The following is a 15836-nucleotide window of genomic DNA, read 5'->3' as shown; positions in this document are numbered from 1 at the left end:
ACAGCGATGCATTGCACAACGAGTACGATCCTAGATGAACGTTTCATATGTTTTTTTCAACATGACCGATTAAAAAAGAGACGCCCTCAAAGCGTCTCCCCTTCCTCCTCACCCTCCAGCTCTCCAAGCGGGAGCCTCACCTCAAACACCGTACGCGGCACGCTGCTTTCTGCGGTAATGACGCCGCCGTGCTCGGTGACGATATTTTTGGCGATAAACAGACCAAGGCCCGTCCGGCCTTCGCGCACTGTCCGCGATTGGTCCCCGGTATAAAACATGTCAAAAATATGCGGCAGCTCCGCCGCGGGAATGCAGTCTCCGTAATTGATGATCTTCACCACAGCCATCCCCGCCTCTGCCCGCGCCCGCAAGTCGATGAACTGCCCGTCCTGCCCGTAACGAACCGCGTTGGTCAGCAAATTCTCGAACACGCGCGCCAGCAGCTCGCCGTCGGCCCGGATCGTCAGCTGCGCAGGCATATCCAGCCGGGCGATCAATTTATGCTTGTCCAAGACCGGATAAAATTCCTCCGCCAGCTGTGTCAGCAAGGCGGCCAAATCCAGCGGCTTCGGATCGAGCAGAAGCTTGCCGTAGCTGGTTCGCGTAATCTCGAACAATTCGTCGATCAGCTTCTCCAGTCGCTGCGATTTGGTGAACGCGATACGCGTATAATGGCTGATTTGCTCTGGCGTAAGCCCCTCTTCCCGCAGCAGCAAATCCAGATAACCAAGCACCGACGTCAGCGGCGTACGCAAATCATGCGCCAGATTCATGACAAGCTGCTCCTTGCTGCTTTCGGCAAAATCCCCCCGTTCCAGCGCCTGCAGCAGCTGCTCGCCGGCCCGGTTGATATCGCGCGCGATATCGCCGAATTCATCGTTGGTGGGCAGATCAATCCGGTTACGGAAGTCGCCGCTCGCCAAGCGGGCAATGCCGCGCGAAATCTCCGCCACATAGCCGGCATAACGTTCGGTAAACAGCCAGAAGAACAACACGGCCAGTGGAATAAACACCAGCAAAAAAACATTCACGTCGCCGATATTTTTGACCAAGTGACGGACGCGGGCAATTGGACTTTCAAATGGCACCGTATGGTAAAACAACTGCAGCAGCCGGTACAGCGCATATGTCACGATGCCTGCGCACAGCATGCTCAAAGCAAATAACCCAATCATCGTCAGCCGGAAGCTGCGCACCGGATTAGCCATGAAACGCGTACCCCACTCCCCAGACCGTCTTGATCCATTTACTGCGCTGGGCGTCTTCGCCAAGCTTTTTGCGCAGCGTGCGGATATGCACCATCACCGTATTGCCGCTTTCAAAATACGACTCGCCCCACACCTGCTCGAAAATATGCTCCGTGCTGAACACCTTCTTGGGGTGACTGGCCAGCAGCAGCAGGATATCGAACTCCTTTGGCGTCAGCTCGATCTGTTCTCCGTACACGAACACGCTGCGTTGCTCCGGATGGATCCGCAAGCCGCCCGCTTCCACAACCGCAGCGGTTCCCGGCGACGACTGACTGAATTGAAGCGCACGCCGCAGCTGCGCATTCACTCGCGCAACCAGCTCCATCGGATTAAACGGTTTGGTCACGTAATCGTCGGCTCCGCGGACCAGACCTGTAATTTTATCCAAATCCGACGCCCGTGCGCTGACAAAAATAATCGGAATATGCTGCTCCTCCCGGATCAGCCGCGTCACCTCGTAGCCGTCCAGCCGCGGCATCATAATATCGAGAATCGCCAGATCGACCGGCTGGGCGCGCAGCGCCTCAAGCGCCTCTTGTCCGTCTGCGGCTTTGATGCAGCGATAGCCCTCCTTGGTCAAATGCAGCTCGATCAATTCGGCGATTTCCGGCTCGTCGTCGGCAATCAGAATCGTAATCGTCTTCATCTTCCTTCACCTCGCGTCAATCGTATACCGTAACTATGACGCCGTCCATGTTGTCCCCCGACAAGGCGTAATGGCGACTCTCCGGCACGCGAATGTCGGCCAGCTCGCTGCGCGGATAATACGCAACCGTATAGTTGCGGCCTTCGCAAGTAATCGCAAGGCTGCGATGTTCCCGCAAATACGCCAAATATTCCACCAGCACCCACGACTTTTCCTGCATGATCGCACTGTGCGGCAACCCGACATAGCGAAAATGCCACGGTTCATATTGAATCCCCGTAATATCGTCTTTATTTTTCGGATAGCGCAAAATAAACCCGTACTCCCAAGCATGCTCTATCAGCCATTTGCCCTCGGGCGCGCGGCTCATTTCGCCCTGCGTTGAACCGATATCGACCGACAAGCCGAGATTATGCTCGCTGTAGCCGGCCGGCATGGCATAATCCGCCCCCATCTGGCGGTACAGCCGCTCCTGCTCCTTGTTGTCGCGATAACCGCTGCTGACCATAAAATGGTTAACGCCGCTTTCTCCGGCCGCTTCGACCATTGCCGAGAACTTGTTCAACAGGCTTGAAGGCAATTGAATGCTGTTATCCAGTACCACAAAGCCGCTTTGCTTCTCCGGGTGCTTGGACAATGCCACGATGGATGCAGCCGTCACGGCCTCCTTCGGCACCGGATGCTCCTTGTTCACCAGCAGCAGATTGCCCTGAGCGATTTGATCCGCGCTCACTTTCAGCGCCCGGCCGCTCGTCTGCTCCGGCGTAGCCGATATGTGTACGCTTAACGCCGGCTGCGGCTGCCGGCCCTCCATCGCATAGTGGCGAATCGCCCCGTAGCCAAGCAGCGCCAGCGCCGCCAATGCCAAGACCCGCTTTCTCATCAACTTTTCCTCCTACCCTTGCATCTGTCTCAAGGATACGGGCAACAGTTTAAAAAGAAACGCGGGAAATCTTTAAATTTTTCTTAAATGCCGCCTGCTTTGGGCTTTTGTGCTTTGGCTTCCTGCAGAGCCGCCTCAACGAGCAGCAGATGCAGCTGAATTTTGCGCTTCCTCGCCGCTTTGGCCGCTGCGTTGACCAGTCCAGTTATGAATAGCAATCCCGTCAACAGCATCAAGATGGCAGTATTGTCGGTAACCACTTGAAACAACTCCAAAATTTTGGGGAGTGTTTGTGCTGCTGAGGCATCCGCTGACCGGCTAACAACGCCAAACACATTGTTCGAAATGGCAAGCGCACTTCCAAGTAGAAATACACTTATCGGCAAAACAAGTTTTCCCACTAAATCCACCACCGCCGACCAGTACGACGAATCGTTATCATACGACTTCAAATAAATGTGCGTATGCAGCAGCTCTTCTTCAGAAAACCGCCTGTACGCATACAGCTCTTTGTGAAAAACCAGATTCCGCTTATAGCGCAGCGCACGGGATTTCGTCCGCCACTCGTCGTGAAATTCAAACAGAGGAGCATCGATCCTCCGCCACAGCACAATGGTTTTGCCTGCTTCATAAGCAGCGCACAGGCCCGCCACCGTCCCGGCAAGTGCCCAATACATCATATTCAACGCCGGATTCACCCGCCCCTCATCTTGCTTCTCAATAGGAATAGATTCGCTATTCTTCTGCCGCGCCATCCAGAATTTCAATATATCCGTCCGTTCCGTTCAAGCGAATCCGCTGCCCGTCCTGAATCAGCCGTGTAGCATGGTGTACGCCGACCACAGCCGCTAGGCCGTATTCGCGGGCAATCACCGCTCCGTGTGTCATCAACCCGCCGACCTCGGTGACCAGTCCCTTGATCGACACGAACAACGGCGTCCAGCTTGGATCCGTGAACGGGGTGACCAGAATATCGCCATCCTCCAAGTTCGCTTCTTCCATGTTCAAAATAACGCGCGCGCGCCCCTCGATTACCCCGGCGGATACCGCCAAGCCAACCAACGCCCCCTCCGGCAGATGCTCCCGCTGGTACCGGCCGTTGAGAATTTCCCCCTCAGAGGTCATGACCCGCGGCGGATTCAGCTTCGTATATAATTGATATTCCGCTTTGCGTCGGCTAATGAGCTGAGCATCAGCTTGACGCGTGCGCGCGACATCTTCAAGCTCCTCGAAGGTCAAATAATACATATCCTCCCTGTCGTGAAAAACACCTTCGCGAACGAGCCGCTCGGCTTCTTGCAGCAGCGCTTGCTTATAGATAAAATAGCGGCTGACCATGCCGTATTTCGGATATTCGCGATAACCGATAAAATGGCGAATCAGGTCGATGTGATGTTTGGCTTCGCGGGCCTTTTCTTCGCCGTCCGGCAGCAAACGCAGCCGTTCCAGCAGCTCTTGCTCCTTGTGACGCGCTTCCTGAAGACCTTGCTCAAATTTCCGGCGGCTCTCGCCTGGGGTAAATTGTTTGATATTGCCGAGAATTAAGGGGAGCAGCGTTGACGGTTTTTCGCTCCAGCGCGTTCTGGTCAGATCGATTTCTCCCGCACAGCGCATGCCGTATTGCTCCAAATATCCGCAAATGGCGTCGCGAACCTGCTCACCGCCCGCAAACCGCGGCAGCTCCTGCAGAAAATCTTCATCCTGCACCTGCTGCAAATACGCCACGATAGACGGGTAGGGGCGAATCACATCAGCGACATCGAGCAGCGCCAGTCCCATTTGCGACGTAATGTTGCCGGATACCGACTGGGAAAGCGGATCGGCGGCATTTTTTTCGCCCAGCCATTCGTACATCTTTTCGTTGATCCATTGGGAAGCATTCATCCCCGCGCGAATCGCTCCCGAGCTTTGCGGTTGGAACAATATGCGTTTCAATTCCTGCAAATCATCCCGGATAAAAGCAAACAAATCCGCCCCCGACTTCGTTTGAATGCTCGTCTTCAGCTCCTGAATCGACGCTTGGCTACTTTGAATCAAGTCGGCCACAATGGACGGATCGTTGACGAACGGCTCCGGCGCCGCGGCAAAATTGCGCGCGGGACCTGGCGCAACAACATCATCCGGCAGCTCCTTAATGAAATGCTCCCGATTGACAACGGTCAGCAAGGCGTCCTGGATCAGCGGATCGGATTGTCCTAACATGCGAATCATGCCTGCTCGGCTCGCAGCCGAGGCCAGAATCGGCGTGAAATCGACGAACAGCCGGCCGCCGGCGGTACGCATCCGCGCAGGAGTCGTCAACAGAAAAAACGACAGCCCCAACGGCTTCATCGCATCCGTCATCATCTGCTGATGACCGACCGACACATAAACCCGATTGTCGTCGTCATCCGCTTCGGGAATCGGAAACAACGTCGTGATCGGCCGGCTTTGCACCATATGAAATCCATCATTCGCCAAACACCACTCGATATCCTGCGGGCAGCCGAAATAAGCTTCAATTTGTCGGCCAAGGCGCGCCAGCTCGACGATTTGTTCGTCTGTCAGCACCTGCTCATGCTGCCGGGACGCATCCAGCGGCCGGGCTTCGGTCCCGCCTTCCTCGCGGCCATAGATAGCCAAAGCTTTGGCGGCAATCCGTTTCTCAACAATTCGCCCCTCGCGGACTTGATAATTGTCGGCCGAGACCACACCCGAGACCAGCGCTTCGCCCAATCCGAAGCCGGCATCGATCGACAGCAGCTTGCGATGGGACGTCACCGGGTCGGCGGTAAATAAAATCCCCGAAGCCTGCGAATCAATCATATGCTGAATAATGACCGACAAACGCACCTGACTGTGGTCGAAACCCTGTTGAATCCGGTAAATCACCGCACGGTCTGTAAAAAGGGAGGCCCAGATTAGGCCGATATGCTTCACAATCGCAGCTTGGCCGATCACATTCAAAAACGTATCCTGCTGCCCGGCAAACGACGCATGCGGCAAATCCTCGGCCGTCGCGCTGGAACGCACGGCGTAAGCGCAATCCCCGCCCAACCGGGCCAACTGCCCGGCAACCGCTTCGACAAGCGCCGCGGGTAGGATCGCTTCCCTGACAGTTGACGCAGCTCGGCGCTAATTACGCTAATGGTCTGCCGATCTTCAACCTGAAGTCGGTTCAACCGCGCCAGCCGCTCTTGATAACCGGGCAGATGCTCGACGACTTGCCGATAAGCCTCCGTCGTCACGCAAAAGCCCGCCGGCACGCGAATGCCCTTGATCCTCGCCAGCTCCCCCAGATTCAGCCCTTTACCGCCAACCAGCGAAAGCCGGTCCCGCTCTATTTCCGTTAAACCGATCACCAAAGACTTCATGCCATCACGCCTCCCAGCGAAATTTAGAAAAACCGTTGACAAGGTCTCGCCACCATGATAATATTAAGATGTAAGATGAATAAGTTATGACCATTTTAAAAAATAGTCGTAGGCCAAGTATACCATTTCAAGCTGCGATACGCAATGTCAAGGACCGGACAATCTTGTCAGGTTCTTTTTTGATGCAGCAAAAGAGACGCCTTTGCGGGCGTCCCTTCGCTCCTCTTTCTGCAGCCCCAGCAAATCCATCGTCATCGTACAGGCGACAAATTTGACGCCTTGCTCCTTTGCCAGCTCGATCAGGCGCATTATGCTTGGTGATGATATGCTGAATCAGCTTGCGACCGATCCCGCCAAAATTCATTTTCGACAGCCCCAGCTTGTTGGCCCCGCGCGGCATCATCCAGCCGAACAGCTTCTCCAGCCATCGCTTGCACACCGGCCCCGTTTTATCCTTGCGCATCGTATTCAGCCCCCATAAGGTAAAAAAGTCGTGACCTCATCGACTTTTGCATTTTCCACTTTTATTTTCTCTATTCAACCATTAAATGGTAAATGATTCCTGCGCTTCGCTGCTTGTGCTATAATCGCCTCGTAATACGTCGAGCCTTCCCGATGAAAGGAGGTGAGCATGATGAACGCATGGAAAAAAAGTATGACCGCGCTGCTGTCCTTGACGCTGGCGCTGGGCGTGAGTACGGCTGTTTTTGCCGCTGATACGAAAACGGTTTACCAAAACATCACGACATCGCAATTCGGCTATTGCGAGCAGTCGATTCCTTACAGCGACGCTGAAGGCTATTTCGGCACTCTCAACTTGATTTACTCCAATACGTATACCGTATTTAAAGTGTGTTACTACAAAGGCGAAGTCACGAAGCCGTAAGCTGGCTTGGCGTCAGACCGAAGGGCAAGGCCGTAAGGCTTGTTGGTCCGGTCAACGACGCCGCCCGGCTCAAGCCGACTCGCGCCGGTTTCGCCTTGTCCCCCCATGAATCGGGCGAGACCGGCAGAACGAGAACAAAACGGAGGCGCGCTTGCCTCCGTTTTTTGTACTGCATATCCCTAATACCGTCTTGGCCCACCTATGACGTTCCCTGCGCTAACGCCCCGATCGCGTCATCAAATACAGAAAATACGGCGCGCCGATCACGGCCACGACGATGCCCGCCGGAACCTCCGACGGCTGCAGCAGCACGCGCCCGACCGTGTCGGCTACCAGCAGCAGCAAGCCGCCCGTCAGCGCCGAAGCCAGCAGCAACGCCTGATGTCGCGGTCCGACCAGCCGCTTTGCCAGATGCGGCCCGATCAGGCCGATGAAGCCGACCGCTCTGACGACCGATACGGCCGCCCCGGCCAATACGAACACGATCACAGCACCGGCCAGCTTTACCCGTCCGCTGCGCAGATCCAATCCGCGCGCTACCTCTTCGCCCAGGCTCAGCATCGTAATCGAGCGCGACAAAGCCAACGCGCCCAGCAGTGCTGCCGCCGTCCAGGGGGACATGATTTTCAGCTGCGTCCAGCTTGTGCCGGCTACACCGCCGACATACCAGAAAGCCAGCTCCTGGCCGATCCGGTAGTGCAGCGCAATGCCTTCACTGAGCGCCGTGAGCAGCGCCGACACAGCCGCGCCTGCAAGCACAAGCCGAACCGGCGTCAGTCCGCTCTTGGCGATTGAGCCAATCCCGTATACAAGCCGAGGGCCTGCCGTACCATCGCACGCTGCGGCTCGATCCGGCGTCGCAAGCGTCGTGCTGCTTGCACAGCTGCGCTTGGATTCTAGCGCGACGCGTGAAACGGGCAAGCCGCAGCAAGCGCCGCGGGAGCTTCGCCGACGCGCTCCGGCGCGTAAGGGCTTTTTTGATAAAAATAGTTCGGCGTCACCCGCGTCTCCTTGTACGATTTGGCCCAAATCGCCGTCGTTGCCGGCGACATGGGCGGAATCAGCCATGACCAGTTGCCGTTCACCGCCCGGCCGCACGCCGCCTCCTGCTGCTCGAACAGCTGGAATTGCTCGGCCGCCGTATGATGATCGACCACGCTGACCCGAGCGGCACGGAAAGAATGCAGCACTGCGGCATTCAGCTCGACCAGCGCCCTGTCCTTCCACAGCGAGGCATGCGTGCTGGTATCCAGGCTCATAAGCTCGGCTACCCGCGGCAGCTGATCGTAACGGTTCGCATCGGCAAGATTGCGGGCGCCGATCTCCGTCTCCATATACCACCCGTTAAATGGCGCGGCCGTATAGGACAAGCCGCCGATCTCCAGCCTCATATCCGCAATAAACGGCACCGCATACCATTTCAGCCCGAGCTCTGCGAAGCCTGGCAGCTGCGGGTGCGTCAGCGGCACCTCCAGCACGCATTCCTCGGGAATCGCATACCAGCGGGGCGGCCGATCGTCCACCTGCACAACGAGCGGCAAAACATCAAACGGCCCTCCGGCGCCCTTCCAGCCGAGCGAGCGGCATACAGCCGTGAACGCAAGCGAAGCCGGATCGCCGACCAGCCCCCGCTCGGTTTCATAGCCGGCGTACCGGACAAGCTGATGGTTCCAAATCCGTATTTGCCGGCCAACGCCACGCGGCGCAAACAAGGTGATGGCCGGGCGCACCCGGCCTCCGTTGGTCGCATACCGCATATGGCGAAGCAGCGCTTCCGCGATCGCCTCCTCGCTGTCCAGTTCCCGCTCGTCGAATACCTCCAGCGTCTTCCAGAACAGCCGGCCGATACAGCGGCTGCTGTTGCGCCAAGCCATACGCGCTCCGTGCCGCGCCTCCTCTTCCGTCTGCACGTAGCTGCCGGTGAGCGCAATGCTGCGCGCTACTTCATCCAGCCGTGCCTGCAGCTCGTCCTCCCCTTTGCCCCATTCGCCATAACATTCCCGAATAAACGCTGCCGCTTGCTCCCCGATTTGCCGCTGTTCCTCCACCATAGCCCCTGTCGTCCTTCCCATCTGCTGTATTAGAGCTATTATAATATAAAAGCTCCCGCCGTTTCACATGGGACAGCGTTCTTGTCATGCGAACCGCGGACAGTCGGCGAAAACCAGCCCGGACGCCGGAAACTGCCGTCCAACCACCGGGCCGCAGACCGCTCCTTCAGCAAAATCCGGCACCAGATATGTCCGTTCCTTGCGTCTCGAACCAGTACCCTTCCAGCCCCTTCACCTTCGTCCTTGATGCCTCGGCTGCGCTTGAGCATCCGCACACCGCGCGACTCCCGGCGCGCGGTGTCGACCGTACTACGACGGCTGTCAGATTGTCGCCGCTTTCCTTTTACGCTTGAACAGCGGGGCGAGCAGCACAACGCCCACTACAAGCAAGCTGCCGCTGAGCGTGTAAACGGCTGCCAGCGAAAGCACGCTTTTCAGCACACCCGACAAAGCCATGCCGACAACCATCATGCCCATAAAAATCGGTGTAATCGCACCTCCGACCCTTCCCATGAACGACGCTTCCGTGTTGCTGACAATCAAGGTTTGAATCCCGCCCTGCACACACGGATAAAATAAGCCGCTGATCATTTGCATCGCCACGCTCAACGCAAGGCTCATCGAGAAGCCGACGACGACCGTGCAAGCTGCACTGACGGCTAGCCCCACCGCAAGCAGCGTCTGTGGACGGACCCTCTTGGCCACCGTCATCACGACAGCGCCGCCAACGAGCATCGCTGCGCCGTTTGCCATCAGCAGCCATTGCAGCAGCGTCTTGTCCTGCCCGAATCGCTCGATGACGAGCAGCAGCAGCAGCGGCTGCACAAGGCCTGCGGCAAATCCCGTGGCAGCGAGCACTCCGCTTAACGCCCGCAGCGGACCGCTGCCCATTAAATAGCGAATGCCGGCCTGCATCTCTGCGGTGAAGCTTGCGCGTTCCTGCCGCCGCTCCTCTTCAGCGTCGCGCGGCAGGCGCGACAGCACCAGCGCCGAAACGGCGAAGCAGACGAACGTCAGCGTCAGCGAGACCTGAATGCCGTAACGGGTAAACACCAGCGTGCCGATAACCGGACCCAATATGGTAAATATCGCCATCAGCGTTTGCGACAGCGCCATAACCCGCGGCAGCTGTTCGAGAGCGACGTGGCGCTTGTACAGCTTCAGCGCGGAAGGCTGGGACAGCTGGGACAAGCTGGCGGATACGAGCGTACCGAGCAGCAGCGCGTACCAGTGCCCGCCGATCAGCGCCAGCAGCACAACCAGCACGGACAACGCCGATAGTCCATCGCTCCATACCATTGCGCGCTTGGGACGCCAGCGGTCGGCCAACGTGCCGCCGATGAGCGCAAATAGAAAAATCGGCGCATATTCGACCACAGAAATGAGCGATACATACAGCGGACGATTGTGCGTGACATCCGTCACGTACAGCAGCACGGCAAAATTGCGTATCCAGACCCCGAGCTGCAAAAAGATGCGCGAACCTACAATCGTTCTTACATAACGATTGGCAAACATACGAAATCAACTCCAATTAAAAATGTTCTTTTTACTGAATTACTGGTTTTATTATTTAGTAAATAAGTAATTTAGTAAATTGACTTTTTCATCCTAACCGATCCCGTACTGTCCGTCAATCATAAATTTACTCCATCCCCGCGATACGCAGGTGTCGCTTTCGTCCCGCGAACGCCTTTCACAGCGCGGTACCGCTGTTCGGCGGCAGTTAAACCCGCCTCTTATCCACGGTCGAGAGCCGACTACTCGCGCCGGCCCGCACCGCGACAAAAAAGCTGTCCAGCAGTCAGGTTGATCTGACTAGCTGAACAGCCTCTTTGAAATGCGGGACCTCGCCCCCTGCGTCAATTTATTGCGGTTTCTAAGCCTTGACCGGACGCTTCGCGCGGCGCGAATGCCCCAAGGCATTGATTTCCCCGCCGATAATGATGATCAGCGCCGAGACATAAAACCACGTCATCAGCACGATCACGCCGCCCAAGCTGCCGTATGTCGCGCTGTAATTCGTAAAATGGTTCACGTAATACGAAAATCCCAGCGACGTCACTTGCCAGCCCAGCGCGGCGAACAAAGCGCCGGGCAGTACGCTTTTACACGTCAGACATGTATTTGGAGCGATGTAATAAATTCCCGTAAATACAATAAACAAAATCACGATATTCACGACCCAGCGCAGCGCGTTCCACGTCTGGATATGGTCAAGCGAAATATGCGTATGGATATAAAGCCACTCGCCGATCCATTCGCCGAACACGCTGAGCAGCAGCGCCGACGCAATGACAATCAGCATCCCGAGCGTCAGCATCATCGCCAGAAAACGCGAATGAATAAAGCTCCGGCGCTCGGACAGCCCGTACGCCTTGTTTACCGCCAGCACAATCGCATTCATCGCTGCGCTGGCGCTCACCAGCGACAGCACGATCCCGAACGATAACGCCCCGCCGCGTTTGACGTTCAGCAGGCTGACCACCGTATCCTCCATGCCGCGGGCCACCTCGCCGGGGATGTATTCCTTGAGCAAGCTGATGACATCCTGCGTGCCGATCGGCAAATACGCAAACAGACTCATCAAAAACAGTAAAAACGGAAAAACCGACAACAAAAAGTAATAAGAACACTGCGCGGCCAGCCCCAACGCATCGTTTTCCTGGAACTGCCTCCACCACGTCTTCCCATAGGACAGCAGCACGTTCATCGACGACACTCCTTCGCTTCACAGGCAACGCGCCTTCTTCCTGGTTAATATGGCACGCCGGTTTGAATTTTACTATAAATCTTTACACACTTTTTCGCAAAATCAAACAGGCGCTCCGCCTCCTTCCGCCTCACGGCTTGGAAACCGCGCTGCCAGCCCCGCGTCGGCAGCCGGCTCGAATCAGGAAGCCCGGGCCTCCTGCGGATTCAGCCGCAGAATCGTCCAGGCCAGGAATGTGGCAAAGCACGTCCAGAGCAAATACGGCACCAGCAGCCAGGCCGCGGCCTTGGAATACGGAATCGTAGCAACCAGCAGCAGGAAAGTCGTCACCGCCACCAGCAGCGTATCCCAGAACGCCAGCGTCAAGCTATGCAGCTTGAACTGGAAAAACGAAAATGCCTGATTCGCCACATAGTTGACAAACAGCACTGTCACATAAAAAGCCGAAGCCGTCTGAAAGCTGTCCGTCCGGTGGTAAACAATCGTCACCGACAAGGCGATCAGCGCGTACAGGATGCCCCACACCACGCCGAACAGTGGCGCCGGGGGATTCCAGGCCGGCTTGTTCAAGCTCGCATACCAAGGCCGGTCGACGGGAAACAGCACACCCGATACAGAAAACAAAGCATACACAACGAGAAAAGTGACAATCCAAGATACCATAGTACCACACCTCCAATTGGTCTTACTTTCAGTGTACTCGCCTGCGGCTGGGGACATGCAAGCTCTTGGCTGCCTGTTCCCAGACAACGGCCAGCGAGACGGACGCTGCAGGTTGTCCAGCTCCCCTTGCGGCCACGACCGCGCGACTTCAGCCGCCATACCACTGCACAGGTCTGTCAGCGGCCGCACGGCGGGCGCCGCGCTCCGGGAGTCGCCCGCCGTTGCGGAAGTCAGACGTGCCGCAGCGCATACGGCAGGCAGTCAGCGCCAGAAAATCCGGCCTCCTGCTTCGTTTTACCCCTGCCGGCAGGCTTTGAATCTGGAGCGCCCCTTCCCCCAGTGCCTGCTGCTCCTTCCCGATCACGCCAAAAAGCCGTACAGATCGCCCTGTACGGCTTGCCGCCATCACCTTACCCGTGTACGCGGGGAGGATCAGACGTCGAATTCCAGTTGTTTCTTTGCTTGCGCAATAAACTCCAGCGGGCTCGGAATCTGCTCGGCGTCGTATTCCACCGCGCCGATTTTCAGCACCAGCTCGACGCGGTATTTGGTCGCGAATTCGTCGCGATTGCGCTCATCGACGCGGCTGCGCAGTCTGTCAATCACGATGTTGGCGCCCGGGCGGTCGGTAAACAGCAGCATGCCCCACATCGGGTTATCCTTATTCAGCAAATAGAGCGAATCGTTCGTGCGGATGCTCGTTTGGTTCATTTTGGACAAATCGTGTACAGCCTCCAGCAACTGCTCCTCGCCAATCATCCGCTTGAGCTCATCCCAGTATTTCACGCTAATCACCATGAGCGTCAACGGAATCTGGTAGCGGGTGGACAGCGCCATAAACACCGTCGCATCCGTCTGGAACGACAAGGTTGTTTTCAGGCTTGTGGAAGCGTCTACGGTAGCAAGCGAAGCGTTGGCTTTATGCAATTGCTCGTTTTCGAGCTGCAACTGGCGGTTGCCCATAGTGAGCAGCCACGTAGCCACGGTAAATACCGGCGTCATAATCAGCCAGAAATAGTTCTGCGTGCCGATCAGTCCGCCAACGACCACCGTCTGGTACAGCGTGAACGTGCCGTAGCCGAAGATGAACAGGATATTCAGAATCAGTCCTGTCGTCACGGTCGTAAAATAGGTGACCACGGCAATCAGAAACGCCACGTTCAGAAAAATAATGTTCTGGATGTACAAATTCGGATTGCCTGCCGTAAACACGATGCTGATAAAGCAAGCCAAAATCAGAAGCAGGAATGCGGCGTCGGAGACGATACTGCTGCGCAGGCGGTTCATCGGCGATCCCTCCGCTTCCTGCTGTATTTACGGACCAAGAAAATCAGGGAAACAAGCACAAGCACGGCGACCAGCATCGCCGCGGCCATGAAGCCGAGCACATCCTTACGCTCCACGATGTCGCCGAGATTGGTCGACGGGGCCGCCTCCGCCTGCTTCTTGAAGCGGAAAGCCTGCACATTGCCGTCCTTGTCGGTGACCGCACCGTCGCCGAATACCTTCCAGAGCGTGCCTTCCGAGCCGATCAGCTTGGAAGCCAGATAGACGAATTCCGGGCTGCTGCCGGTGACGGCCAGCAGGCCGAAGCCGCTCTCATACGGCGAATCGATCAGTTGCAGCGTGCCGATGCGCCGGCCGTAGTTCGCTTCGATGCTCATTTTTTCATTGGACACAAAGCCCTGTCCGCTGTCGTCGTAAGAGAAATACAGCTTGTCGTTATTGTTGCGGATAACCGCATTGTCCTTGAAGCCGCCTATGGCTATGATCTCGCGACCCTTGAGCTTGACGGCATTGACTGTGTCCTCGTAATACAAGACCTCGCCCGTGTTGGTCTGGGCATACCGACCAAGCAGGTTGAACAGATTGGTCAGCGTCTGGTAAAGGTACAGATCGCGCTGCGCCGGCAGCACGACGGCGACCTGATTGTAGCTGCCGTCGCGCAACAGCGGATACGGGTAGTTATTGAACAGCAGATCGGCGCGATCCTTTGTATTGAGCTGGAGCAGCGAATCCTTTTCGATGAACGCCCACGGCATCTGCTCCTGATTTTCGATACAATTGGCGTTTTTCAACTCCAGATCGAACGCCACCTTGACCGAGAAATTGCCGCTGATGTTAAGCGTCTTGGGAATCGTCAGATCGATATGATCGCTGTCGGCCATCTCCGTGGACAGTCGCTTGCTTCCAATCGGCGTGTCATTGATCAGGATCGTGACCATCGAACGGTCAAAATCGAGATTGCGCGCATAGCGGTAATGAATCGACAGCTTGCTGGCGTCGGCAATCGAACGGTTACCCGGCAAAGAGATGAAAAACGCGCGCTCCCGGTGGCGGTCCCCGACCAGCTTGTCGCCGGATTCCGTCAACGTCAGATTGCGGCTTACGCTAACCGGCGGCGTATCGACCTCGGTGGTCGTGTCGATCTCCTTGCGATCTGCATCAATTTGCCCGAGCAGCCCCTGATTGGCGGCAAATCGCCCCGCCTTGACCAGCAGCCCGGCATCGGACGACGTGATCAGCAGCGTCGTTCTGCCCCCCAGCGATGCCAGCTGCAGCACGGCCTTATTGGCTGCGGACTCGGCGGGAATCAGCGCTTTGGCCTCATCAGGCAAATTCTCATATAGCGCAATCAGCACCACCGCCTGCTTGCCCTGCAGCGTATCGTTGCCGTAGGGCACAAGCGGCACCGGCTTGTCGCCGACCTGATTCGCTTTGGCGAAGCCGGACAGCGCGTACGTAGCCGCTTCCAATTCGGCGGGCGTAGCCGCAGCCGGAACGGCCAGGGCATTTTCACCGTTTTTGACCGTGTCCAATCCGATGAACCGGGCGTTGAAATCACGAATGCTCGTTTGCGTCGATACATCGTCGTATTGGACGTTTACACGCGACGTTTTGGCAATCTGCAGCCAGTTATCGCGGGTATCGGTCGGCAGGCAGGCATTTTCTACGACGGGCGCCGTCGTCTCCAGATGCCCCTGCACCATCAGCGTGTTCACGCCTTCGATGACATGCTCGACCGGCACAGCCAGCGTCAGCTGCTGTTCAACGGTTTCCGCCTGATCGGGCCGAAACGAATAGAACGGCACGTTATTGATATAAACCGTCACGCTGGAACGCTCGTTTTGCATCAGCTGCGATACCTTGTAATCGAGATGCAGCTCGACCGCTTTGACACTCCAATACGATTCCACTTGAAAAAATTGTTGCGTATATGTAATTCCGCCAAGCAGCGAGGTGTCGGTAAAATTCGTCTGCACCTGCTTGGGCGCTGCGGCCGGCAAGTCCTCCGCCATCGCGGCGCGCCCGCCTGCCGCTTGCAGCAGCAACAGCGCGCAGCAGACCGCCAGCCCAACTTTCCGTATGTTCATCGTCTAATCTCTCCTAG

At 56.8% G+C, this 15836-nt stretch carries 11 protein-coding genes and 3 pseudogenes; 1 reads left to right on the top strand and 13 read right to left on the bottom strand.

Annotated elements, in window-relative coordinates; translation table 11 throughout:
- Window positions 1–86: 86 nt before the first annotated feature.
- From B5M42_RS00540 to B5M42_RS00515, 6 genes and pseudogenes are all read right to left on the bottom strand, one after another.
- Window positions 87–1208 (bottom strand): sensor histidine kinase, encoded by a 1122-nt coding sequence (locus B5M42_RS00540; protein WP_134750735.1) that lies wholly within the window; start codon window positions 1206–1208, stop codon window positions 87–89.
- Window positions 1201–1896, bottom strand: coding sequence for a response regulator transcription factor (locus B5M42_RS00535; RefSeq protein ID WP_134750737.1), 696 nt, complete (start codon window positions 1894–1896; stop codon window positions 1201–1203). The genes B5M42_RS00540 and B5M42_RS00535 overlap by 8 nt, the downstream gene beginning before the upstream one ends.
- Before the next feature lie 16 nt (window positions 1897–1912).
- Window positions 1913–2779, bottom strand: a complete 867-nt coding sequence (locus tag B5M42_RS00530; RefSeq protein WP_230632541.1) for a M15 family metallopeptidase — start codon at window positions 2777–2779, stop codon at window positions 1913–1915.
- An 83-nt stretch (window positions 2780–2862) separates the two neighbouring features.
- Window positions 2863–3546 (bottom strand): hypothetical protein, encoded by a 684-nt coding sequence (locus tag B5M42_RS00525; protein ID WP_134750741.1) that lies wholly within the window; start codon window positions 3544–3546, stop codon window positions 2863–2865.
- Window positions 3515–6132, bottom strand: a pseudogene (gene ppsA / locus B5M42_RS00520) (phosphoenolpyruvate synthase). Before ppsA ends, B5M42_RS00525 begins: the two are co-directional and overlap by 32 nt.
- Before the next feature lie 147 nt (window positions 6133–6279).
- Window positions 6280–6622: pseudogene (locus tag B5M42_RS00515) on the bottom strand (DsrE/DsrF/DrsH-like family protein); the annotation flags it as partial.
- A 141-nt stretch (window positions 6623–6763) separates the two neighbouring features.
- Here B5M42_RS00515 and B5M42_RS00510 point away from each other — a divergent pair.
- Window positions 6764–7018 carry a hypothetical protein gene (locus tag B5M42_RS00510; RefSeq protein ID WP_134750742.1) on the top strand — a complete coding sequence of 85 codons (255 nt, stop codon included), beginning with the start codon at window positions 6764–6766 and terminating at the stop codon, window positions 7016–7018.
- A gap of 216 nt (window positions 7019–7234) precedes the next feature.
- Here the strand turns inward: B5M42_RS00510 and B5M42_RS00505 are convergent.
- The 7 genes and pseudogenes from B5M42_RS00505 to B5M42_RS00475 all read right to left on the bottom strand — a co-directional run.
- A pseudogene (locus tag B5M42_RS00505) lies at window positions 7235–7840 on the bottom strand (FecCD family ABC transporter permease); the annotation flags it as partial.
- 74 nt (window positions 7841–7914) lie between these two features.
- Complete coding sequence (locus tag B5M42_RS00500; RefSeq protein WP_209280664.1) at window positions 7915–9066, bottom strand: nitric oxide synthase oxygenase; 1152 nt, start codon at window positions 9064–9066, stop codon at window positions 7915–7917.
- 324 nt (window positions 9067–9390) lie between these two features.
- A complete protein-coding gene (locus B5M42_RS00495) occupies window positions 9391–10587 on the bottom strand; it encodes an MFS transporter (protein WP_134750748.1) in 1197 nt (398 codons plus the stop codon).
- Between the two features lie 361 nt (window positions 10588–10948).
- Window positions 10949–11782, bottom strand: a complete 834-nt coding sequence (locus tag B5M42_RS00490; RefSeq protein WP_230632539.1) for a YihY/virulence factor BrkB family protein — start codon at window positions 11780–11782, stop codon at window positions 10949–10951.
- A 180-nt stretch (window positions 11783–11962) separates the two neighbouring features.
- The gene (locus tag B5M42_RS00485; protein ID WP_134750750.1) at window positions 11963–12445 is read right to left on the bottom strand and encodes a TspO/MBR family protein; all 483 of its coding nucleotides are present in this window, start codon (window positions 12443–12445) and stop codon (window positions 11963–11965) included.
- Window positions 12446–12877: 432 nt separating this feature from the next.
- The gene (locus tag B5M42_RS00480; protein WP_134750752.1) at window positions 12878–13732 is read right to left on the bottom strand and encodes a GGDEF domain-containing protein; all 855 of its coding nucleotides are present in this window, start codon (window positions 13730–13732) and stop codon (window positions 12878–12880) included.
- Complete coding sequence (locus B5M42_RS00475) at window positions 13729–15819, bottom strand: cellulose biosynthesis cyclic di-GMP-binding regulatory protein BcsB (RefSeq protein WP_134750754.1); 2091 nt, start codon at window positions 15817–15819, stop codon at window positions 13729–13731. Before B5M42_RS00475 ends, B5M42_RS00480 begins: the two co-directional genes overlap by 4 nt.
- Between the last annotated feature and the right edge of the window lie 17 nt (window positions 15820–15836).

It is taken from the genome of Paenibacillus athensensis, assembly GCF_004514475.2.
Lineage (GTDB): Bacteria > Bacillota > Bacilli > Paenibacillales > NBRC-103111 > Paenibacillus_AL > Paenibacillus_AL athensensis.
The sequence above is the reverse complement of the archived record's forward strand: the minus strand, read 5'-3'. Positions and strand labels throughout refer to the sequence as shown.